Below are 23052 nucleotides of genomic sequence, written 5' to 3'. Positions count from 1 at the left end.
TGGGCTGTACCGATTCGTTAAAAACAAGAATAGCATGGTATAGCAAAAACGGTTTTTGATGATTACATATGCTAACAAAAGATGCAATTTCGGATATTTGTGTAAATGAAAATATATTCAGTGCTCTTGCGAAGCCACACCAGAAGGCATAGGTTATTACATTGGCGTATAAAGAAATTATTAAAATTAGTTATTTTATAGCTAAAACAGCGTATAAAAGCTCTTTTCATAGAGGGGATTTTGTAGTACTCTAGGGATGGGGGAAAGCATGTTTTTTTGTGAGTCACCGCAGATTTAGGAGCTGGTGTTATGGTGAACGTTGACAGGTATGAACTACCATTTTCGTTTGAGCAACCTGAGTACATTCGCGTCCCGCTTTTGAATATTTTGCAGCAAGCTGAGAAGCAGGGACAGACCGCGACCGGGATGTCAATGCGTCCACAACATGTTCTCATTATTGACCCGAATGAGAATCGTTCACGCTACATCAAGCATCTTCTTGCAACGAGTGGGTATCCGTCGATGGTGACGACCAGTGCTTTAGATGCTTTTACGCTTATTTTACAGGGGACTATCCTGCCATTTGCTGTTGTGCTTGGCCATGCAGAAACAAATGACCGCTTCTTTCTGCAACGCCTTCTGACCCAGACGAAGCAGCAGCATGTCGTGATTATTCGTTTGCTCTCTCAAGCACGTGATGTTACCACTAACAAGCCTTCTTTAAACTGGCCGGAGGCGGGTATGCAGAGGAATACACAGCCTACAACAAACCCGCCTTCCTATACGTTACCGCCTCTGAACTACCCAGACGCTCCCGCCTCTACACCCACGACCCCTGCGCCGCAGGCACCAATTTCTCGACCTTTCTCGCCTTTTAGCACCTCCTGGTCGGATGGCAATGAGCGTAAGACACAGACTCCCGCTGAGAGGCAAGTGCCTCCCTACCAGTCACCCTCTATACTACCTGGACCTGGCAGGGAAGCGCCAATAACTCAGGTTCCTCAGCGTGATTTCCCTTCTCAATCCTATCCAGCCTCGCCAACTAATACCGATACTGTCTTGAAAACTGGGAATACTGGCGGCGCCTTGAAAACCGGGAATACGGGCTGGCCACGTGAGCAAACGCCCTCTCCTGCCAAACGGGCCCCTGAACTTCAACTGCCCTCATTAGAAGGTCAGGAACTGGGGCGCTATCGTGTGAATATCCCGCTTAGTAAACATGTGTATCGTACTTATGATCGTATGCGTGAGAGCGATATCGCCCTGAAAGCCTATCCAACCGATGCTATTCCCTACGCGCTTATGGATAGGACATTGGAAGAGGATAATATCTTTCAACTAGAATTTCGCTTGCTGGAATCGGTGAAGCACGCGCACATCCTGCCGGTTTTGAATACGGGAAAGTCCTATATCAGCGGCGTTCCTTTTATCTTCAAAACCATGCCATTGTGTTCTGAAGGCTCGCTGAATGAGTGGATACGAGAGCGGAAGAATAAGCTCTTTACACCACGCGACGTGGCCCCAGTCCTTATGCAACTGGCGGAGGCCTTACAGTTTGCACACGAGAATAACGTGATCTATCAGAACTTTAAGTTTTCCAATTTATTGATACAAAAGAAAGGGAAGACGCTGAGCGACCTCCATCTCTTGCTCGGAGATTTTGCCGTGACACAGGATGGCTCGTTCTTCTCGCATTCTCAGGATGCCTATCTCTATGTGGCTCCTGAGCGCTGGTCGGGCCGGGTCCTGCCTGCCTCGGATCAGTATGGACTGGCCGCCATGATGTATGAGCTATTGACGGGCCGTCCCCCTTCCAGAAAGCCGCTGAGCAGACGATGAAGCATATGCATCTCAACATGCCGCCTCAGCCCCCAAGCTCGTACAATGCCGCTTTATCGACATCCGTAAATATGGTTTTGCTCAAGGCGCTAGCCAAACGGCCTGAAGAGCGTTTTGCATCGGTATTACATTTCGCCGAGGCATTTCGCAACTATTGTGTCTGAGTGTAGAGAGCAACAAAAAGACGCGCGACGACGCTACAAAAGTACGCGTCTACATATCATGTCGTACCATGATATGTAGACGCGTACTTTTGTAGCGTCGTCGCGCGTTAGGGTTGTCCGCGTGTGCCTGAGAGGCGCTCGGCAAAATCCCCGATATAGGGAATCTTGAATTTGACTCCACGCCATGCCTGAAGCATCAGAAAGATCCAGACGAGGACCAGCGCCACAACGACAATGTTGAACACGCACCCAAAAAGTCCAATAATAAAGCCGAGAACGGGGAGAGACTTAAGCAAGCCGAGGATTACAATGAATGCAAGGACTGCCAGCGAGAAGAGCGTGGACTGCGCCGCTGAGAAGCGCACAAAACGATTCTGGCGCTCGCGAAAGAGAAAGTAGATGCCGCTCAGGGGTCCCAATGCATAGCTCCAGATGGCGGCCTTGCGGGCGCTCATACCTGTCGATGTTTGACCATAAGCCTGCTGGCGTTCAACCGCGCTACGGGGTGGCTGGTAGGAGGTCGAACTCTGATATTGCTGTTGTTGCTGCTGCTGCTGACCCCCATAGCTTTGCTCATAGCCACCAGAGGGCGGTGATTGTAATGTTGCTCCATAGGGATCGTCAGGATTATATGGCGGTTGTGAAGGCGGCGTGGAGCCACTATAGCCCCCATAGGAATTAGGATCTTGATTTGATGGTGTGCCCATGAAGTCTTCCTCTTTATTCATTATGCAAGGATGCTTATACCATATAGTACGCTACAGGCAAAAAAAGGTTATATTGTCAGAAGGAAGGGAGGGAGAGCGGTTTGGGGCGTTCGCCCCAGACCGCTCTCCCTCCCTTCCTTCTGACAATATAGAATGTTAGTATGCCTGTTGATATCCTGGAGCATAGTTCCTCTGTGGATACTGAGCGTATTGAGGGGTGGGCGTATTCTGATCATAGGGCTGTCCACTAGACGCCTGCGTATAGCCATTGTTACCGGGCGTAGATGTGGTTGGCACTTGCTTTAGCGCATATACTGCCGCTTCGATCATGACCGAGATGGTTGTGGGCGAGGCCGGGATGTGTAGCTCTTTCAGCACCTGCTGTACCAGAGTCACCGCCGCCTGCTTTTTGTCCGCGCTGGTCGTCACATCGTTGGCGGTCTGCTCGATAGCCGCGACTACCGAGTTGACGACTAGCTCGACCATTGAGCGACGCTGGTTGGGCAGATTTTGTACAAGCTTTTTGTAGAGCACGCTGGACACCGAGATGAGTGGTGGTAAAACGATGGGCAAGAGGACGATTAAAAGTTGATACAAATTTGCATCTTTCATGGGTGAAACCTCCTGTCAACTAAAAACATCGTTCCACTATAGAAACGCTCATCCTACAGTATTTTTGGTGATAGAGTTTGAGTAAAAAAGAAGGCGCTGGCAACGCGCCAGCGCCTTCTTTTTTTTGTAGATTACTTCTTCTCCGAACACCCTGAGCGCGCCTGTCCCCGAATGGGGGAAGCGCTAGTCACATAAGTGACGTTGGGTTTCGGAATAAGATCTTAGCCGAGCAGGGCATAGGGATTCTGCAAGAGCCGTTTGACTTCCTGGAGGAAGCGCGCGACCATTGCGCCGTAGAGAATACGATGATCGGCTGAGAGTGTGAGTGGCATGATATCGCGAATAACGGGTTGCCCGTCGACAGGAACAAACGTCTTGCGCGTGGAGGCCACAGCCAGGATCGCGGCTTCAGGTGGATTGATAATCGCCGAGAAACTGCTGACGTCCATCATACCCAGGTTCGAGATTGAGAAGGTGCCACCGCTCAGGTCCGCGACCGAGAGCTTATTATTGCGTGCCTTCTGGATCAGCTCGCGCACCTCGCGGGCGATTGTGCGTACCCCCTTAATATTGGCATCCTTGATCACGGGGACGACAAGGGCATTGGGTACATCGACAGCTACGCCGATATTGATGTGCTTATGGCGAATGAACTGCCCATCGCGATATGAGCCATTGACATCAGGGAATTTCTCCAGTGCCAGGGCACAGGCCTTAATGATCAGGTCATTGACGCTGACCTTGGTGCCCTCTTCGCCAGCCGCACTATTGAGCACCTGGCGTAGTGCCAGGGCATCGGTCATATCAATCTCGTTGCTGACATAGAAGTGGGGCACAAACTGCTTGGATTCAAGCAGGCGATTGGCGATCCTCTTCTGCACAGACGAGATGGTTACGACCTCAGAATCCTCAGGAATTGCTGCCTGGGCAAAGGCTGGCGCCTGGAATTGCGGAGCCGCCTGGGTTGGCTGAGCAGGAGCCGCTACCGAGGCCACTGGGGTCGTCGCGCGCTGCTGGGAGAGGTAATCCTCCAGGTCATCACGCACGATGCGCCCGCTGGGACCTGTGCCCTTGATCTGACCCAGGTCAATACCATGCTCTTCAGCGATGCGGCGTGCCAGGGGAGAGGCTTTGATGCGACCCTCAGCCGTAGTAGACACCTCGCTGGTAGACGCAGTTGAAGTCACGACGACTTCCGGTTTGCTTTCCTGTTGAGGCGCGCTGGCCCCATTGGCGCTCGCAGCCACTTTGCTCTCCGCACTCGCGGCTACGCTGGTTGTTGCGCCTTTGCTTGCACCCGCGCCCGTGCCGATGACAGCGATGGTTTGACCGATGGGGGCAACCTCGCCCTCCTTGGTGAGAATTTGTTCGAGAATGCCGTTGTCGTAGGCCTCGATCTCCATATTGGCCTTGTCGGTCTCGACTTCGGCGATGATATCGCCCCGTTTGATCTCATCACCGGGCTTTTTGAGCCAGCGGGTAATGGTACCTTCCTGCATGGTATCACTGAGTCGGGGCATGCTTACGTCGGGCATGGTATCTTATCTCCTTTTGCGGCGAGGTGCGAGTTCGTTGATGGCCTCGATCAACTGTTTCGCTCCTGTGAGCGCGGCCAGTTCGAGGGGTTTGGAATAGGGGAGGGGAACCTCAATGCTGGCGACACGCTTGATAGGAGCATCCAGGTAGTCGAACGCCTCTTCCTGAAGCGTAGCAGCGATTTCGGCTCCAACGCCATAGGTGCGCCAGTCCTCCTCAAAGATAACGGCACGATTGGTCTTCTGCACCGATTTGACAATGGTTTCGGTATCCAGGGGGCGTAGTGAGCGCAGGTCAACGACCTCGATGCTCAGGCCGCTCTCCTGCTCCATGCGGGTGGCGACTTCAACCGCGATAGAGGCCATGCGTGAGTAGCTGATGACGGTCAGGTCATGCCCCTCTTTAGCGATGCGAGCCTTACCGAAGGGGACAGTATAGTCGCCCTCAGGAACATTGCCTTTGGTATTGTACAGCGCCAGGTTCTCCAGGAAGAGGACCGGGTTGTTGTCGCGGATGGAGGTGCGCAGCAAGCCACGCGCATCTTCAGGCGTCGAAGGCGCGACGACCTTGAGGCCTGGTACATGTGCGAACCAGACTTCGAGATTCTGGGAGTGGGTTGCCGAGAGCTGCTGACCACCACCACCGGGGGTACGAATGACCATTGGCACAGCCGTCTGGCCGCCAAACATATAGTGAATCTTGGCCGCGTGGTTGACGATCTCGTCAATGGCGAGCAGGATAAAGTTGATGGTCATGATCTCGACGACCGGGCGCAGGCCAAGCATAGCAGCACCAACGGCCATACCTACAAAGCCATTCTCGGCGATAGGTGTATCGAGCACACGCTTGGAACCAAACTCTTTGAGCAAGCCCGCGGTAATCTTGTAGGAGCCTTCAAAGATTCCAATCTCTTCTCCAAGTAAGAAGACATCCTTGTCGCGCAGCATTTCGTCGCGCAAGGTGTCATGAAGAGTCTGTCTAAATGTCATCTCTGCCATGGAATACAATCCCTTCCCTGAACCTTAGTGAGCGGCTGTGTCATCAGCGTAGATATAATCATAGAGCGTATCTAGCGAGGGGAAGGGACTCTCTTCCGCGAAGTTAACAGCCTCTTCAACCTCCCGCTCAACCTGCTCGGCAATCTCGTTGATCCTGGTGTCATCTAGCAGACTCGCATCCTTGAGGCGTGCGGTATATTTGGCGATAGGATCATTGATACCGCGCAAGCGCTGAACCTCGTCTCTGTCGCGATAGCGGTCAGGATCAACAACTGAGTGCCCACGGAAGCGGAAGCTGACCGCCTCGATCAGGGTCGGCTCGCTTTTCTCACGCGCCAGCTTAACGGCCGAACGCATGGCGTCGCGTACCGCGAGGACATCGTTGCCATCGACGCGGATATTGTTCATATCGAAGGCGTTGCCTTTTCGATGCAGTTCAGCGACGGCTGAACCAGCCTCCACACGTGTGCCCATGCCATATTGGTTATTGACGACGAAGAAGATAACGGGCAACTGGTAAATCTTAGCCAGGTTGAGTGACTCATAGAAGGGACCACCATTGGTCGCGCCATCGCCCATCTGACAGGCGACGACCTCCTTGCCCTCGCGATATTTGATAGCATAAGCGGCACCCACCGCCAGGGGCACCTGCCCACCCACGATGCCATAGCCACCCATAAAGCGACTATTGATATCGAAAAGGTGCATTGAACCGCCACGACCCTTGGTGATGCCTGTAGACTTTCCAAATAGCTCGGCCATAACCGCTTTCGCGGAGATGCCACGGCTGAGGGCATATCCATGCTCGCGATAGTTGGCATAGATGTAGTCTTCTGGACCAAGACCGTGGCAGAAGCCGACGACGGTGGCTTCCTCGCCCAGATTCAGGTGACAATAACCGCCAATACGGGCTTTGTTGTACATTTCGCCCGATTTCTCTTCGAAGCGGCGGATGAGCACCATCTCATAGTAATACTTGAGTAAGGTGTCCTTGTCTTCGTTCGCGATGATCGCGGTGTCTGGTCTGCTACTGTCAGCAAGCTCAGAGGCCTTCGACCGCTTTTTCTGTTCCGTGTTCATGACGGCTCCTGGTTTCTTTTTTTTACATGATTGTAACGTGGGAGGCGCTATATTTCAAACAGCCAGATAGGTAGCACAAGAAATGGCTACATGTGGAAAACATGGCGGTGTGCTATCTGGAAAATTCCTAGAAAGTGCCTATCCGAAAACCTGAGCGCGCAAGCGCTAGCCACGGTAGTGGCGTTGGTTTTCGCATACGAAGAAAGTATGCTCAACGTTCAACTGATTGTGCGCCTCCATGCTAACTGGTTGTAACGTATCTATCCGATGACAATCCAAGGATTATTATACAAAAGATATGCATGGTTATGTCTATACGTGAGGGTAGAATTTAAGATTTTTTGCCTGAAGAGCAAGGAATATGAGCTAGCGCTCGCTCAGTTGAGCTTCTTCTGCCCTTCTGTCCGCTCTCTCCAGAGATACCAGCACATACCAGGAGTACTAGGGAAGTACTATGGGACGCTCGCGATCCCACCTGGTGGTGGCGTTTCTTTCCTCCCTCTTTCCATTGTGCCAATCGGATTAAATAGTGTTTTTAAGAAAGTTATTGGCAGTTGCTTTTTCTCTCTACTTTCGTCGTATTTTGTGTGGGAAGGGAAAGAGGAGTGCCAGATGAATGAGAATAGATCACTCACTATGGTGTATGGGAGAAAACTCTCGCCTTGAATCCATCGTGGTTGGTGCTCTCGTACCAGAAGCAACTTCTATAGAATTTCCTTAAAATCTGGGGTTGGGAGGAGCCAAAAGACATGACAACGCCTTCTATTCTCATCGTTGACGATGATACCGCCCTCTTGCGCGCTTTGCCACAAACCCTGTATCTGCGCATGGGCGATATTCACGTTGATACATGCGATTCCGCCGAACGTGGCCTTGCTATGATTCGAGAGCATGATTACGATGCTATTATAAGCGATATTAAGATGCCGGGGATGGATGGCCTGGAACTCCTGGCGCGTATTCAAGAGCTGCGCCCTGAGACCCCCACACTGCTTATCACAGGCCATGGCGAGTATGACCTGGCCATACGCGCCTTGCGTGGTGGGGCCTATGACTATATCCTCAAGCCAATTGATCGAGATTCCTTTGTCGCGGCGCTCCAACGTGCCATTCAAGCCTATCAATTGCGCCGCCAGGTGCTTGAACAGCATATTGCTCTCTCACAACATGCCCGCTCGCTTGAATGGCAGGTGCAGAAACGCACCAGTGAACTGGTGAACGCCAATGAACTCAAAGACAAGTTTCTCCGTATCGTCTCCCATGAGCTGAAGGCTCCTCTCTCAGGTCTGAAGGGGATGACACAGTTCCTCTACAAACAACTGGATGAAGAGGTCAACAAGCAGGTCTTTAAGCAGGGATTGGAGGATATGTCACACGCAATCGACCGCACCGAAGTGCTGGTACAGGACTTGCTGGATACTTCCATGATGGATACCAATATGTTTGTGCTTCATCGCAAACGCTGTAACCTGGTGCAACACTGCCAGCGTGTGCTGAGCGAATATACAGCCGGTGCAGGGCCTGACGTCACAAGTGAGATCGTTGCTGAAATGGTTGAAGCAGAGATTGATGCCGAGCGTATCTGCCAGGTCCTCATCAACCTGCTCTCCAACGCACGCAAATATTCGATCAGTCCCAGCACTATCACAATACGTTTACAGCAGGTTGGCTATGAGGCGTGGATCCAGGTGGAGGACCAGGGCGTGGGCATTCCTCAGGAGGAGCAACAGCATATCTTTGAGCAATTCTATCGCGCGCCAGGGATCGAGGTGCAGTCAGGTGAGCAAACCGGCCTGGGTCTGGGCCTGTATATCGCGCGCAAAATTGTAGAGCGACACAGTGGGCGCCTGGATGTAGAGAGCGCGCTCGGACAGGGAAGCACCTTTACCGTGATCCTGCCGATCTCTATTGATCAGGAAGCGACCGATCAAAATTCAGAGAATTTAGCACAACACACCCTGGCCACCTGGACGCTCACTCATTAGGAAGAGATACACAAAAGAGGGGTGGGCAACGTTGTCCATCCCTCTTTTGTGTAGAGTTGTATTTTTATGCGTCATGAGTTAATCTTTAGCTAATATCGCAACAAGAAGGCTTGTAGGGACAGAGATGGCAATTTTCAGGATTTTTACTAATTCTCTGTACACATGATGAAGATATAGCATTGGCAGTTATCTCATGAAGATGAGATCCTGATTCGTAACGGTTGTATTAAGAGGAGCAAGCCATGACGGAGAGTAAGACAGCAGTCTCCCAGGCAACGTCTGAGGAGGCCGTGCAAAAGTGGAGCTATACCAGTGGCATCAGTGATATTCCCCTCTTGGGGCTCACCATTGGCGATATGTTTGACCAGACAGTTGCCAGCTATCCGGATCACCTGGCGTTGATTGCGCGTGCTCAGCAGATACGCTGGACGTATCGCGAATTGCATGAGCAGGTGGAGCGCTGTGCCAGGGGTCTGATGAGCCTGGGAATTGAAAAGGGAGACCGCGTCGGCATCTGGTCGCTCAACCGTGCCGAATGGTGTGTGACCCAGTTCGCAACCGCCAAAATTGGCGCTATCCTCGTCAATATTAATCCAGCCTATCGCCTGCATGAACTGGAGTATGCGCTTAAGCAATCGGGTTGTAACGTGCTGGTTATTTCCCCCGCGTTCAAGAGTTCAAACTATCCTGAAATGGTTACGGCGCTTGCCCCTGAGCTTGCGAGCTGTGAGCTAGGGGCGTTGCAATCAGCCTGGTTACCAGCGCTACATACAGTTATCTGTATGGGAAAAGACGCAACTGAGGGAATGTTCAGTTGGGAGGTGCTGCTCAAGCGAGCTGAGCAGGTTGGTATTGATCAGCTGCACGCTCGTCAGCGCACGCTTGAATTTGATGATCCGATCAATGTGCAATATACCAGTGGTACGACCGGTTTCCCCAAGGGGGCGACGCTAAGCCATCACAACATTCTCAATAATGGCTATTTTGTAGCTCGTCTGCAAAATTTTACCCATGAAGACAAACTATGTATTCCTGTGCCGCTCTATCATTGCTTTGGTATGGTTATGGGTAACCTGGGTTGCGTGACGCATGGCGCAACTATGGTCTACCCCTCCGAGAGCTTTGATCCCCTGGCCGTATTACAGGCTGTGCAAGAGGAGCAGTGCACGGCACTTTATGGCGTGCCAACTATGTTTATCGCTGAATTGGAGCATCCAGATTTTCATACCTTTGACCTGGCTAGCCTGCGGACTGGAGTCATGGCTGGCTCTCCCTGCCCCATTGAAATCATGCGCAACGTGATTAACCGCATGCATATGTCACAGGTAGAGATCTGCTACGGCATGACAGAAACGGCACCCGTTTCGGTGCAGAGCAGGCTCGATTCGCCATTTGAGAAGCGCGTCGCCACAGTGGGCCAGATTCATCCGCATCTCGAAATTAAGATCATCAATCCTGAAAGCGGCCAGATCGTGCCTCAGAGCATACCAGGAGAATTGTGTACGCGCGGCTATAGCGTTATGCTGGGCTACTGGGACAATCCCGAGGCGACGCAGGCTGCCATTGACCAGGCGCGCTGGATGCATACAGGTGACCTGGCAACGATGGATGAAGAGGGCTATATTAATATCGTCGGACGCATCAAAGATATGATCATTCGGGGAGGGGAGAACATCTATCCCCGTGAGATCGAGGAATTCTTGTATACCCATCCCCAGGTCAGTGATGTGCAGGTCATTGGGGTTCCCGATGAGCGCTATGGCGAAGAGATCGCGGCCTGGGTTAAGCTAAAGCCGGGCGAGTCCGTCAGTCAAGAGGATCTGCGTGCCTTCTGCCTGGGAAAGATCGCGCACTACAAGATCCCGCGCTATATTAAGTTTGTCGATGCCTACCCTATGACCATCTCCGGTAAAATTCAGAAGTACTTAATGCGCCAGCAGGCCATCGCTGAACTAGGTCTACAGGGAGTCGCCTCTATCGAGACTGCATAAGCACACACACGCCAACTTTTTCAGAGAAAGATGTTGTATTTATGCAAAAGTGTAAATGCAACATCTTTCTCTTCTTCATGCGAGCAAGCGCATATTAGAATCTTGTTAAAAAAACGGCAAAAGCAACACAAGCAATTGACGTAATAGTGCGAAGACTGTTATTATTTTGAAAGATATAATGATAAAAATGTAGCTACAAAAGCTCTGATTTAAGGTAGGAACGTGGAGAAATATACCTCTTGGCGTGAACTACTTGGCAGTATCATTCAAGATATGCAGGAGCGACAGCGGATTGCGGGTTTGTTGGGTGTCAATGTTGTAACTCTGGGGCGCTGGGCAGGCAATGCCTCAAATCCACGTTACCAGCATCTGCGTCGCCTGCTTTCTGTATTGCCGCAATATCGCGCCGAATTGCAAGAACTCATTGTAGTCGAATTCCCCGATTTTTCTTTGGGCTTAGAATTGAGTAAGCAAGGGGAGGAACAGGATCTTATTTCTTCAGCATTGTATGCACAGGTTTTCAATATATATACCATTATGCCGTACATACAGCGCTCCTGGAGTATCACAAACTTGATTCTACGTCACGCCCTTGACCAGCTGGATTCACAAAAGCAAGGCATGGCCGTGATCCTTATTCAGTGTATGCCACCGTCTCAAAATGGCAAGGTGTGTAGCCTGCGTGAACGTATAGGGTTTGGGAATTCTCCCTGGCCCGCAAATCTGGAGCCGCATGCTATTTTTCTGGGTATGGAATCGCTTTCAGGCTATGTAGTAGGGACCTGCCAATCCAGTGTGTTGCAGAATCGTTCTAAGGAGCAGCAGGGGGTGCGCCCTGTGCATTGGGACCAACTGGAGAAGAGCGCGGCTGCCTATCCTATCTACCGCGAGTCAAAGGTGGCTGGATGCTTCCTGGTCTCAAGCGCTGTCCCCAACTATTTTCTACCTTCCCGACTTAAGCTGATAGAACAGTATGCCGAACTACTCTCGTTGGTCTTCGACTATGAAGAGTTTTATCCACTAGAGCAGATTAGCCTGCAAATTATGCCGCACTCAAGCGATCAGGAGAAGGTGCTCTTCAATTTCCGCCAGCGGGTCGCCGAGGTGATGCTGACCAGCATGCGTAGCGGTGAGAACCTGGATATACGGAAAGCGGAGGCACTCGTCTGGAGCCAACTTGAGCAAGAACTCTTTGCGTTGGCGGTAGATCTCAATATGATGCAAGATGGATATCATCCTCTCCAGGTTGAATAGCGAGCAAATCATTTTTGGGGAGTAGTGTGAAGAATGCTGGTAATCCTGCGGCTACCAGCATTCTTCACACTACTCCCCAACGTGAGCGCCGCAGGCGCGAGGGGGCAAGCCAAAAAAAACATGCATATGCTAATCAATTGATGCGTTTCTTATGCCCTTGCCATTCTTTCTCGCGTAGCACATATTTCTGCACCTTGCCAGTTGAGGTTTTGGGGAGGAGGCCAAATTCTACGGCTGTAGGGCATTTGAAATGGGCCAGGCGTTCCCGGCAAAAGGCAATGATCCCCTCCTCTGTGGCCTCTCTTTCAGGTTTAAGCGTTACAAAGGCCTTGGGACGCTCCCCCAGGTGGCGTCGGGGATCGCAACCACTGCACATTCAAGTACCGCTGGATGACGGGCGATGAGTTGCTCGACTTCGATGGTGGAGATATTCTCGCCGCCTGAGATAATCACATCCTTGGCGCGATCACGCAATTCAATATAGTTATCTTCATGCCAGACGCCGATATCTCCCGAGTGGAACCAACCACCAGCAAAGGCCTTCTCAGTGGCCAGTTCGTTGCCATAGTAGCCCTTGGCAACGTTATTACCACGCATGACGACCTCACCCATGGTACTCCCATCTTTGGGTAGGTCCTCCAGATCTGGATTGACGATACGCGCTTGCTCGGCGGTCACATAGCCCTGTCCCTGCCGCGCCAGGAGGGCTGCCTGTTCCTCTTCTGAGCGCGTATTCCATTCCTCGTGCCATTCACAGACGGTGTAGGGGCCATAGGTTTCGGTCAGGCCATAAACATGAAGTGGGCGAATATTCAGGCTTTTGAGCTGCCCCAGTAAGGTAGGCGAGGGAGGCGCGCCCGCGATAGTCGCCGTCACGGGACGCGAGAGCGGATGGGCTTTGGGATGGTTGGTCAGAAAGATCTGGACGGTAGGTGCGCCATTATAGTGAGTGATCCCCTGGCTCTCCAGGAGGTCCCATACCTGTTCTGGCTCTACCTTGCGCAGACAGACATGGGTGGCCCCTACGGCCGTCACCGCCCAGGTAAAGCACCAGCCATTGCAGTGAAACATAGGCAGTGTCCAGAGGTAGACGCTCTCGCTATTCAAACCTGTTTCGATGACTTCGCCAAGTGCATTGAGATAGGCGCCCCGGTAGGTGTACATCACGCCTTTAGGGTTGCCAGTTGTCCCGGAGGTATAGTTGATGGAGATAGTCTCCTCTTCATCAACCAGCCAGCTATGCAGGGGGTGTGGATCGCCCTGGGCCAGAAATTGCTCGTATGGATCGTTGTCAGTGCCATCATCGGCGATACGTATCACCTGGAGCGCGTCGAGGTTGAGCTGCTCCACGAGATGGTAGAGCTCATTATCCACAAAGAGAAAGCTGGTGCCAGAATGTTGCAGGATAAAATTGATTTCATTGGAGCTCAGGCGTGTATTGATTGCGACAAGAATGCCGCCTGCGGCTGGCACGGCATAGTGTGCCTCCAGTAGGGGTGGAATATTTGGACATAAGAAGGCAACGCGGTCGTGCTTATGGAGGCCATGCGCCCGTAATTGCGCGGTCAGGCGGTAAACACGCTGCGCAAATTGCAGATAGGAGTAGTGACGCTGACCATGAATAACGGCTACTTTTTCAGGGAAAATGAGCGCACTGCGCTCCAGGAAACTGACTGGTGTCAACTCTGTGCGATAGACTTTCTCTGTCATATATAGCTCCTTCGCTGGCGATACAGACAAAAATAGACTGTTCTAAGTATACATTGTGTAACAGGTAATGTTGTATATTTGCGTGTAGGGATCTTGTAGAACTGCATATGCAAGAACATGACCAATGGGGTAAAAATTCGAGAATTACACTTAACCAATGTAGAATAGGGAAGAGCAATTATCTTGCATATTAAAAAATAAGCTGCTCGCGCTCTCAAGAAAACGGAGAGCTTCCAGGTGAGACCTTGATTGGGGTTGGTGGTTATAGTGCCTTTTCAGGAGTGTTTTTGATGCATCAATGTCTCCGATGTAATAATCCATGTGCGAATGATGTCGCGTTCTGTCAAAAATGCCAGATCGCTCTCCTGGAGAGTTCTCCAGGGCAGGAGCGTTCATCTACATTCTTCTCGGCTGGTACACAAGGGCATGTTCTTTCGCCCGCGAAGCCGCCAGTATCTGCACTGCCGAAGCTACCAGTGACACCTGTGTTGTCAGAGCTATCGCCGATCTCCGCAGAGCATATGTTTCCTTCTAGCCTGGTTCCGACAACGCCTCGTCCCGCGTACCGACGCACATGGGTGCGCAGACATTGGAGAATCATTGCAGTCGTCTTGCTGTTGCTGGCACTTGCTGATGGGGCACTGGCCTTTTTCTATTTTCGGTTGGGCCAGGGAGGAAGTGCCCAGCCTGCTTTGGCTCTGGAGAAGAGCGTGGTCACACATGGAGAGGTAATCGAGTTGCGCTTGAGCAGCTTTACGCCTCGTGCTCATGTGCGTATCACGCGTGATGTGCAGGTCGCGGTGCGCCTGCTTCAGACACTAGCGCTCCCTCACAATCAATCCGATAACTATGTGCAACTCGATGACGCCGGGAAGGCGAGGGTGCGTTTGCAGATTGATGCAAACTGGGAGGCGGGAGAGCATACTGTACAGGCTGAGGATGCCAGCACGCGTAATGTTGCCCATGCCACATTGCATGTGGTTGGTGCGGTTCAGCCGCCCAGTCTGCAACTGAGCCAGACCGCGCTTGATATGGGAGCGAGCTTACAAGGCTCAAACTCTATTCAATCCCTGCGTCTACGTAATACAGGTGGAGGAACTATCTCATGGGCGATTGGCAATATCAAACCAGCCTGGCTGTTTACTACACCAACCTTTGGTACCTTTAGTGATGGTCAGACTATCTTCCTGGCCGTCTCTCGTACAGGTCTACAGCCTGGCGAATATAAGGGATCGCTGCTGATTATGGCCAGTACAGGTGGCACGCAAAAGGTAACGGTGAAAATGACGGTAAAGTCCTTGCCTGGCGACCCGGGTCCTGTGTTGACGGTATCTCCGCCAGCGATTGCAGCCAGCACCTTTGATGGCTCGACTGATGCAGTGGAAGACGCCCTGAAGATTACCAATACAGGCAATAAACCGCTTCATTGGTCGCTTGCTAGTCAGGTGCAACTGGCCTCGCTTTCTGAGGAATCTGGTTTTCAGCAGCGTATAGAGTGGTTGCATGTAGACCCAAGGATGGGGAATATCGCGCCCGGTAAAACCGAAATTGTTCACTTATCTATGCATAGTCAGTCGCTCTTTACCGATGTCTATAGCGGCATTATCTCCTTCCAGGCGGACCAGAAGGCGTTGAACAGCCCGCAATCTATCGCGCTCTCCCTGGTGGTGCGCCCACCCTGTGAAGTGCGGCCCAGCGTGACAAGTATCATGGCGCGTGTGAGCGCTGGACAACAGATGACTCTTCCGCACCAGTTGAGCCTACATGTCCCCACTGGCTGTCATGAGAAATTGTCTTGGCAGGCTAGCTCGCAAAGTGATTGGCTGACGATCGGCCCGGTGCAGGGAACTCTAGATGTGCAGCGCTCGACAGATATAGCATTGACCGTGGATGCCACGAAGCTGGCACCCGGACTGTATACAGGCTCCTTTGTGCTGAAGACAGCGCAATCAAGTCAGATGATCAGTGTGCAAGCGACAGTTCTGCCCACGGGGTCACAGGCAACATCCAGCTTGGCGGTCACGCCGACCCATCTCTCGTTTACGCTTTCACCGGGTCAGGCCAGTAGTACGCAACAGAGTCTTAGCCTGGCTAATACTGGGCAAGCGGGTCTCTCCTGGCAAATCACCGGTGGCGCATCCTGGTTGCTAATACAGACACTTCAGGGCGCATTGGATGCTGGTGGCTCTGTCGATATTCCTGTCCGTGTTACCGCTGCGAGTCTTGCCGCTGGTAGCTATACTTCCCAGGTCCAGGTCACGGCGACGGATAGCACTGGCCAGGCCGTGATGAGTGGCCCACAAACGGTCGCGATCAATCTCATCGTTGCCCAGCAAACAGTGCAATCCTGCACGTTTAGTGCCTCGCCGAGCACGCTGACATTCCAGGCCACCTTGTTGGATACGACTCCGCAGGCACAGGAGATTGCTCTCGCCAGTACAGGTGTTTGTGGTGGGACCTGGAACGCGAGTACCGATGCATCCTGGATTTCGCTCTCTTCTACGACGGGAAGTAATACGAGTGGCGGAAATAAGCTAAATATAGAAGTGAATTCTGCGGGAAAAATCTTAGGTACCTATCGGGGACATGTGACGTTGACAGCCTATGACAGCAACGGCGCCAGCATCAAAGGCAGTCCACAGGTTATTACTATTGTCTTAAATGTTCTGGGTTAAAAAAGGGAGGGCAGCATTGCATGATGCGGGATAATTTACCGCAGCCCCCAATGTCACAATTGGAGCACGCAATCGCGACAGTCCTGGCGTGCCTCAGTATGGTGAAATACAACGCTGTCTTGCGAGAGGAGCAGCGTGTGGAACTGGCTTCGGATATTGAGAAGACGCTCCAGTTTTTACGGGGTCCACTGGCCGCAACCCACGCACCAAAGGAGCAGGATACAAGCACAATGCCTGTCTTGCCTCAAATGACGGCACCCTCTTTGGAGATTCCTGCCCAGCAGCACCAGGGAGCGTTTACGGCTGCCAGAGCGCAACCTCACCTGGAGGCGCTCTATCGCGTATATAGCACATATTTGCATATGGGCAATGGCAATACTCTCGATGCATTCGTGGTGCGCTTCAATGAGGTTATGGCAACGCTGGATGAAATCCAGGCTGCTACTGATCCAGAAGCAGAGGGGCAACTGCCCCAGAACCAGCAGCACTCTGTCGAGGATGCGCTTCATCGCGTCCGTGGCTTTATTGCCGATCTATATTATATGTTTCTGGAGTTTGTGCGCGCCTTATCTGAAACCCTGGAGATGCACGAGTCCCAGTCTCACACCGAAGAACTCTCCTCGCTTCCACGACAGGATACCATGGAGAACATTGAAGCCATGCCCAGATTACCCGCCAGCCCGCAATTGGCACAACTGTCCCAGGTGTATGAGAAGCACCTGCAAATGAATGCTAAAAAAGGTGTGCTCTATTTGCATGTTAAGGATGCGATGGTCTTTTTAAAATTTCTCGAAGAAAATTTGCGCAATGATTTGCAGAAGCGGAGTGAAATCATTGCACAAATGAACCGGGTGGGACGCTTATTGCAGGATTTGTCCCAGCTTTTGGCGAGCTATGAAGGGGCTGTGGGCGCACTGGTGCATCCAGATCTTTAAACAGGGAATGAGGAAGGCTGTGTGGTACAGGCAATTGCCTGTATCACACAGCCTTCCTCATTCCCAAGAACTCCCCGAAGATGAGATTCTAGAGAAGATGTCTATCTTATACCAATGTGCCGATAGCGTGCTTCAACAAAGGAATAGACACCATAGGAGAGCATGCCCAGCGCGACAACACCCAGCATAAAGGCGCCAAATGGCTGTTGAGAGAGTACCTGTAAGGCCCCATCCAGACCTTTGGCCTCGTAGGCGTTATGCTGGACCGCGGCGATGAATAAGAAGATGCCGATAATCACAAAGACAATACCCAGCGCGGCATAGCCAAAGCGTCCCGCGAACACCGCCATTTTGCGGATATTTGGCTGAATTTCGTAGAGCGAGAGATGTTTGACGAAATCTGCTTTATAGGCCCTGAAACAGAGGTATCCTCCCAGACCTATCACAATGATACCAACAAGCACGAGCAGAGGTACGCCAAAGCTTGTATGCAGCAGGCGCGCTGTCCAGTCCTGAGTGTTCTTGGTAGAGCTGGACTGGTGGCTGGATCCGTTCATTACCGTCTGAATGCCGCCGTAGGCGAGCAGGCCATACGAGATGCCGGTAATGGCGTAGCCAATGCGGCCAATAATGCCCATGGTCTTTTTCCCTTTGTGCTCTGTGTCTAGAATGGCCTGAAAAAGAGACCAGATGGCATAACCGAAGAGACCAATGGCGACTACCGTCAGCAAGAATCCGCCAAATGGCTGCTGGTTGATGGTTTGAAGGGCTCCTACCTGATCAGTTGTTTTGCCACTATGTCCAACTGACAGCTCAATGGCAAGTAGGCCAATTAAGACATACACAATACCGCGCACGGCGTAGCCAATGCGGGCGAAGATAGTCATGCCTTTGCTATAGGCTACGTCTTTGGCGGCGTCACCCATATCCTGGCTGGCCTGGTTGATATGCCCTTTCATTTGTGTCATGAGAGTCGCTCCTTTATTAATATCATTTCATAAGTTCTCTCTATGCCTAAGGGAAATGTTTATAAGCGAGAATTTCTGAAAAGATACATTGATGTCTAAATGTTGAAAGTATTCCTTCTAAGGCAAGTGCAATCTATTACGCTACTCTTACCACGTGCTAGCAGCGTGAAAGGATGCGCTAAGCTGGGGAGGATGACGTATACTGAGAGCAGTATGCTGTAGGTTCCCTTACTACACGGAAGGACAATGTATGAGTCAACAGAGAGAAGTCAATGATGCTTTGACTGGCGTGAGCATGGAGCGTTACTGGCAGGAGGCGATGCAGACTGTTACACGCTTACAGCAAACGCAGATGGATGGGTTGCGGGAGGCGGCGCGCCTGTGTGCTGTCTGCCTGGCGCGTGGTGGCGTGATCCATACCTATGGCACGGGTCATTCACGTGCCTTTGCCATGGAACTGGCTGGTCGGGCTGGGGGCTGGTCCCTGTGAATCGGCTGGACCTGGAGGACCTGGCCTTACGCGCGGGGTGGTCCCCTACGGTGGTGATGCATCCTGATATTGAGCGCGATCTCCAGGCTGGCAAAGAGTTGCTTGGATGTTACCATATTGAGCCTGAGGATCTATTTCTTATTTGTTCAAATTCTGGTGGGAATGCGGCTATTGTTGAAGTGGCGCAACAGGTGAAGCAGCGAGGCCACACCTTGCTGGCAGTCACCTCGCTGGCCCATACGCACCAGTCCCCAGCTCGTCATCCCTCTGGTAAGAAGCTCTATGAGCTTGCCGACCTCGTCATCGATAACCAGGCGCCATTCGGCGATGCCTTGCTGGCCTTACCCGATGGCAGTACCGCCTGCGCTATTTCTTCCGTCACGGGTGCGCTTATCGCCCAGATGTTGACCGCGGGTATTATTGCCCTCTTGCTTGAACAAGGATTAGAGGCCCCAGTCTATCTCTCCGCCAATGTACCAGGAGGAATGGAACGCAATAACCGCCTGGTCCAGTACTACGCCGACCGTATCCGCCCAGTATAGAGCTTGCCGACGCTGCTGAAGCACGCGTCTACATATCATGGGACGATACGTAGACGCGTGCTTTAGCAGCGTCGGCCATACTACACAGCCTTTAGGTCTGTTGCCAGTGAGTGGTGCTCGTAAGATTACTTGCCCCCTGAGCCGCGCTGCGTGCAGGCTCATCCACAAGCGCGATCTCACCAAGCGTGAGGCATTGGTTGAGCTGCTCTATGACCTGCTGCCGAAATGCCCCTTCGTGTATAAGTAAGCCACCACACAGTGCCACGGCCAGTGGCTGTCCCGCAAAATCCAGCTTCTTATAGACTGCACTAACGGCCAGCGCGAGTTCTTCAGCGGCGTGGTGAACGATCTCGTTGGCCACGGTATCTCCTTCGCGTGCAGTTTGCAGGACACAGGTAGAGAGTTGCGCAATTATGGCTTTATCACCCAGAGGGTAAATGTGAGAAATCAGATCATAGGGATTAGTGAGCTGCCAGTGCTCCAGGATGCGGTGTATTAAGGTGGTGGTGGGTCCACGCCCGTCTGCGGCGCGTACAACGGCCTGTAGGGCTTGCTGCCCCAGCGCGTAACCGCTCCCTTCATCTCCAAGGATGTGTCCCCAGCCCCCACTACGTTGTATCTTGCCATGCAGGTCACGTCCAAGCGCGATGGAGCCTGTACCAGCGATGAGGACGATGCCAATGGCCTGAGGCAGAGCACTTAGCCCCAACTCAGCATCGTTGGTCAGGAGCACGTGGGGAGCCAGTGCGTGCAGGTGAGGTGTGAAGTCGCGGCGCGCCTGGGGGGTATCGATGCCCGCGAGCCCAATCCAGGCATTACGCACCTCAACTGGACCTGGCGCCTGGGCACGAGCCGCTGCCGCAGCCTGGTAGATGCTTGCTTTGGCTTGCTCAAGCCCGACATTGGCATAGTTCGCGCTGCCAGCCTGCCCACGCCCAAGTTCGCGACCCTGTTCATCAATCAGGATGGCTAGCGTTTTGCTTCCACCACCATCGATGCCCAGAAAGCCGAGGGGAGCTGAAAGGGTCTGTTCTTCTGTCATACTTGCTCCTTGCGAGACATATACCCTGTGCACACTTATGGAACTAACTGATTCCGTAGCATATGGGTGTAGAATGTGTATTTATGCCCACAGTAGACCGAGCGTGCGTACTCAATGGGTAGGTCACGATTGGTATAGGTGGTGCGACGCGTATAGAGGGCGGGGCTTCCTATGGGAAGATTCAGCAGCTTTGCATCTTCTTCATTGGTGAGACCCGCCTCAAGTTCCTGTTCTGCCTGAATGAGTTGGATGCCATACCTGCTTTCCAGAATGCGGTAGAGCGATTGTGTCTCCAGGTCCTCATCCAGCAGCCTTTCACAGCCAATAAATGAGAGGTGGGAGCGCTCAATTGCGAGCGGTTCGTTGTCGGCGAGCCGCAGGCGTTGCAGGCGGAAGATAGGTTGACCAACGTGCAGGCGCAGGCGTTCGGCAAGGTCTTCTGTGGCGGGAATCATATGCATGCTGAGGACGCGTGTTGCCGGGGCCTGACCTCGCGCACTGATATCCTCGGTAAAGCCAGTCAGGCGAATTAACTGCTGTGTAATCTTGTTACGACTGACAAAGGTGCCTTTGCCCTGTTCGCGATAAAAGATGCCCTCGTTCACCAGTTCGGTGAGCGCCTGGCGCGCGGTCATACGACTAATGCCATATTGTTCGCCAAGCTCGCGCTCAGAAGGAATGAGATCACCTGGCTTCCAATCGCCAGAAGTTACCTTCTCGCGCATGATCTCCTTGAGTTGATAGTAACGTGGTAGGGGGCTTTTTCGGCTTTGCATAAAATAGGTTCCATACCTCTTTCCGTGGATGCTCTCCAGCGTACAAGCACGATGCTAGCGACATTGCTAAATGGTACAGCGTTCTATAGGGCAGTGGCTAGCCTTTTCTGCCCCGAAGTGAGACCGTCTCTATGACGTATTTGTGCCAGTTTGCTTGCTATTCTTCTGCTGTGAAAAGAGAGATGGTATAATTGGTATGTTGTATATACCAGCTTGCACTGTCATAATCTCATAAATGCAGGATGGCGTCAAGGGAGAGACTGGGAAGGCAATGAGAAATGAAGGATGGTGAAGCTAGCAATAAAGCAGATCTGAATATACAGGGTACGTACATGTCCAGAAAGAAAATTGTACAATTTAACCGTGCTGTGTGTTACGTATCAATAGCAGGGGAAGCCGCACAAAAGATGTTACGTCGTTATCGTATTTTTTAGGTTTCGCCTTGAAGGAGAGGTCAATGCGTTTTACACTTAGTGGTGCTCGCTTAGTCGATGCTACAATGGATGTAGCTGAGGGCAATATGACTATTGCCCAGGGGACAATTCAAACAGTGAACCAGGCTGATAGCCAGCCTGAAGTGGTGATTGATGCCACGGACGCGATTATTTTGCCCGGCTTTATTGATGTTCACACCCATGGCGGCGGTGGTCATAATCTCCATACCACTAAGCTAGAGGAGATCCTGGCCTATAATCGCTGGGTCGCCTCCACCGGGGTGACATCGTACCTGGTTGCCGTGGTCGGCACGCCAAACTGTATGCCAGAGGCGCAGCTGCAAACCGCGGTGTCGGCGATTAAGGACTGGCAACACAGGTCCGAGGGTGCTCAACCCCTGGGGATATTTCTTGAGGGACCGTATATCAATGAGAAGAAGCGAGGCGCCCATCCTCCCATCTGGTTACGCACGCCTAGCTTGGCAGAGACTGAGCGGGTTCTTGAGCTGACTGAAGGCTATTTAAAGCTAGTTACGCTTGCCCCGGAACTGGTGGGGGCCAACGAGATGATGGCGCGCCTGCTGGCTGAGGGAGTGACCATTAGTATGGGCCATACCGAGGCCAGCTATGAGCAGACGCTTGAGGCGGTCAAACATGGCGTCTCGCATGTAACGCACTGCTTTAATGCCATGCAACCTCTGCACCACCGCAACCCCGGTCCACTGGCCGCTATCGCCCCTCTTGAGCATGTCATGGGCGAGCTGATCGCCGATGGTGTACATGTGCATCCCTCAATGATGTATGTGCTGGTGAAGTTGTTGGGTCCCCAGCGCACCATCGTGATTACGGATGCCCAGGCGGGGGCGGGCGTTCCGGATAGCACCTTTGAGTTCGCGGGCCAGGTCGCGCGTGCGATTTGTGGCGCGGCACGCCTTGAGGATGGCACACTGGCGGGGAGTATCCTGACACTTGACCAGGGGTTGAGAAATATTCTGGAGATGACGCCGGTGAACCTGCAAGAGGCGTCTGGCATGCTGTCCTATAACGCCGCACGCTCGATCAAGGTTGCGGATCACAAGGGGCTTCTGCGACCAAGCTACGATGCCGACTTTGTCATCCTCAACCAGGCGCTGGAACTGCAAGCCACGGTGTGCCAGGGGCGCGTCATCTATACTCAGCCAGCCTGGGAGGAGCGCTTATCCCTCTTGAAGCAGCAAGAAGAGGCGCTTTAAACGAAGCGCCTCCCTCTCCGTTTCGTTGCGAGCCTGTAGGGTCCATGCTGGCATGGACTCCGAGCGAAGCGATGTTTCCCCT

Annotated in this window: 17 protein-coding genes and 1 pseudogene; 8 read left to right on the top strand and 10 right to left on the bottom strand. The window is 52.4% G+C overall.

Annotated elements, in window-relative coordinates; translation table 11 throughout:
* Window positions 1-309: 309 nt before the first annotated feature.
* Window positions 310-1839, top strand: coding sequence for a protein kinase domain-containing protein (locus tag JMJ04_RS04955; RefSeq protein WP_201369436.1), 1530 nt, complete (start codon window positions 310-312; stop codon window positions 1837-1839).
* Window positions 1840-2110: 271 nt separating this feature from the next.
* Here the strand turns inward: JMJ04_RS04955 and JMJ04_RS04950 are convergent, their stop codons facing one another.
* From JMJ04_RS04950 to pdhA, 5 genes are all read right to left on the bottom strand, one after another.
* Window positions 2111-2710: a DUF4870 domain-containing protein gene (locus tag JMJ04_RS04950; RefSeq protein WP_201369435.1), complete on the bottom strand. Its 600-nt coding sequence runs from the start codon at window positions 2708-2710 to the stop codon at window positions 2111-2113.
* A 156-nt stretch (window positions 2711-2866) separates the two neighbouring features.
* Complete coding sequence (locus JMJ04_RS04945; RefSeq protein ID WP_201369434.1) at window positions 2867-3322, bottom strand: phage holin, LLH family; 456 nt, start codon at window positions 3320-3322, stop codon at window positions 2867-2869.
* Between the two features lie 221 nt (window positions 3323-3543).
* Window positions 3544-4857: a dihydrolipoamide acetyltransferase family protein gene (locus JMJ04_RS04940; RefSeq protein WP_201369433.1), complete on the bottom strand. Its 1314-nt coding sequence runs from the start codon at window positions 4855-4857 to the stop codon at window positions 3544-3546.
* Window positions 4858-4863: 6 nt separating this feature from the next.
* On the bottom strand, window positions 4864-5856 hold the full coding sequence (locus JMJ04_RS04935; RefSeq protein ID WP_201369432.1) for an alpha-ketoacid dehydrogenase subunit beta: 993 nt from the start codon (window positions 5854-5856) through the stop codon (window positions 4864-4866).
* Between the two features lie 24 nt (window positions 5857-5880).
* Window positions 5881-6936: a pyruvate dehydrogenase (acetyl-transferring) E1 component subunit alpha gene (gene pdhA / locus JMJ04_RS04930; protein ID WP_201369431.1), complete on the bottom strand. Its 1056-nt coding sequence runs from the start codon at window positions 6934-6936 to the stop codon at window positions 5881-5883.
* Between the two features lie 749 nt (window positions 6937-7685).
* Here pdhA and JMJ04_RS04925 point away from each other — a divergent pair.
* The 3 genes from JMJ04_RS04925 (at window position 7686) to JMJ04_RS04915 (ending at window position 12166) form a co-directional block, all read left to right on the top strand.
* On the top strand, window positions 7686-8921 hold the full coding sequence (locus JMJ04_RS04925; RefSeq protein WP_201369430.1) for an ATP-binding response regulator: 1236 nt from the start codon (window positions 7686-7688) through the stop codon (window positions 8919-8921).
* A 242-nt stretch (window positions 8922-9163) separates the two neighbouring features.
* The gene (locus JMJ04_RS04920) at window positions 9164-10912 is read left to right on the top strand and encodes an AMP-binding protein (RefSeq protein WP_236037917.1); all 1749 of its coding nucleotides are present in this window, start codon (window positions 9164-9166) and stop codon (window positions 10910-10912) included.
* Between the two features lie 222 nt (window positions 10913-11134).
* Window positions 11135-12166: a GAF domain-containing protein gene (locus JMJ04_RS04915; RefSeq protein WP_201369429.1), complete on the top strand. Its 1032-nt coding sequence runs from the start codon at window positions 11135-11137 to the stop codon at window positions 12164-12166.
* A gap of 133 nt (window positions 12167-12299) precedes the next feature.
* Here the strand turns inward: JMJ04_RS04915 and JMJ04_RS48580 are convergent, their stop codons facing one another.
* Together JMJ04_RS48580 and JMJ04_RS04910 are read right to left on the bottom strand one after the other, a co-directional pair.
* Window positions 12300-12542: an AMP-binding enzyme gene (locus tag JMJ04_RS48580; RefSeq protein WP_420799457.1), complete on the bottom strand. Its 243-nt coding sequence runs from the start codon at window positions 12540-12542 to the stop codon at window positions 12300-12302.
* Complete coding sequence (locus JMJ04_RS04910; RefSeq protein ID WP_236037915.1) at window positions 12485-13876, bottom strand: AMP-binding protein; 1392 nt, start codon at window positions 13874-13876, stop codon at window positions 12485-12487. Before JMJ04_RS04910 ends, JMJ04_RS48580 begins: the two co-directional genes overlap by 58 nt.
* A 290-nt stretch (window positions 13877-14166) precedes the next feature.
* Here JMJ04_RS04910 and JMJ04_RS04905 point away from each other — a divergent pair, with 290 nt between their 5' ends.
* Together JMJ04_RS04905 and JMJ04_RS04900 are read left to right on the top strand one after the other, a co-directional pair.
* Complete coding sequence (locus JMJ04_RS04905; protein ID WP_201369428.1) at window positions 14167-16551, top strand: BACON domain-containing protein; 2385 nt, start codon at window positions 14167-14169, stop codon at window positions 16549-16551.
* Between the two features lie 20 nt (window positions 16552-16571).
* Window positions 16572-17486 (top strand): hypothetical protein, encoded by a 915-nt coding sequence (locus tag JMJ04_RS04900; RefSeq protein ID WP_201369427.1) that lies wholly within the window; start codon window positions 16572-16574, stop codon window positions 17484-17486.
* A 101-nt stretch (window positions 17487-17587) separates the two neighbouring features.
* Here JMJ04_RS04900 and JMJ04_RS04895 read toward each other — a convergent pair whose 3' ends face one another.
* Window positions 17588-18454 (bottom strand): DUF1206 domain-containing protein, encoded by an 867-nt coding sequence (locus tag JMJ04_RS04895; RefSeq protein WP_201369426.1) that lies wholly within the window; start codon window positions 18452-18454, stop codon window positions 17588-17590.
* A 250-nt stretch (window positions 18455-18704) separates the two neighbouring features.
* On the opposite strand from JMJ04_RS04895, the pseudogene JMJ04_RS04890 reads away from it, so the two are divergent.
* A pseudogene (locus JMJ04_RS04890) lies at window positions 18705-19486 on the top strand (sugar isomerase domain-containing protein).
* A gap of 91 nt (window positions 19487-19577) precedes the next feature.
* Here the strand turns inward: JMJ04_RS04890 and JMJ04_RS04885 are convergent.
* Together JMJ04_RS04885 and JMJ04_RS04880 are read right to left on the bottom strand one after the other, a co-directional pair.
* Complete coding sequence (locus JMJ04_RS04885; protein ID WP_201369425.1) at window positions 19578-20528, bottom strand: BadF/BadG/BcrA/BcrD ATPase family protein; 951 nt, start codon at window positions 20526-20528, stop codon at window positions 19578-19580.
* Window positions 20529-20563: 35 nt separating this feature from the next.
* The gene (locus tag JMJ04_RS04880) at window positions 20564-21304 is read right to left on the bottom strand and encodes a GntR family transcriptional regulator (protein WP_201369424.1); all 741 of its coding nucleotides are present in this window, start codon (window positions 21302-21304) and stop codon (window positions 20564-20566) included.
* A gap of 457 nt (window positions 21305-21761) precedes the next feature.
* Here JMJ04_RS04880 and nagA point away from each other — a divergent pair, with 457 nt between their 5' ends.
* Window positions 21762-22970: an N-acetylglucosamine-6-phosphate deacetylase gene (nagA, locus tag JMJ04_RS04875; protein WP_201369423.1), complete on the top strand. Its 1209-nt coding sequence runs from the start codon at window positions 21762-21764 to the stop codon at window positions 22968-22970.
* Window positions 22971-23052 lie beyond the last annotated feature (82 nt).

Source organism: Ktedonobacter robiniae, from assembly GCF_016587375.1.
Taxonomy (GTDB): domain Bacteria; phylum Chloroflexota; class Ktedonobacteria; order Ktedonobacterales; family Ktedonobacteraceae; genus Ktedonobacter; species Ktedonobacter robiniae.
The sequence above is the reverse complement of the archived record's forward strand: the minus strand, read 5'-3'. Positions and strand labels throughout refer to the sequence as shown.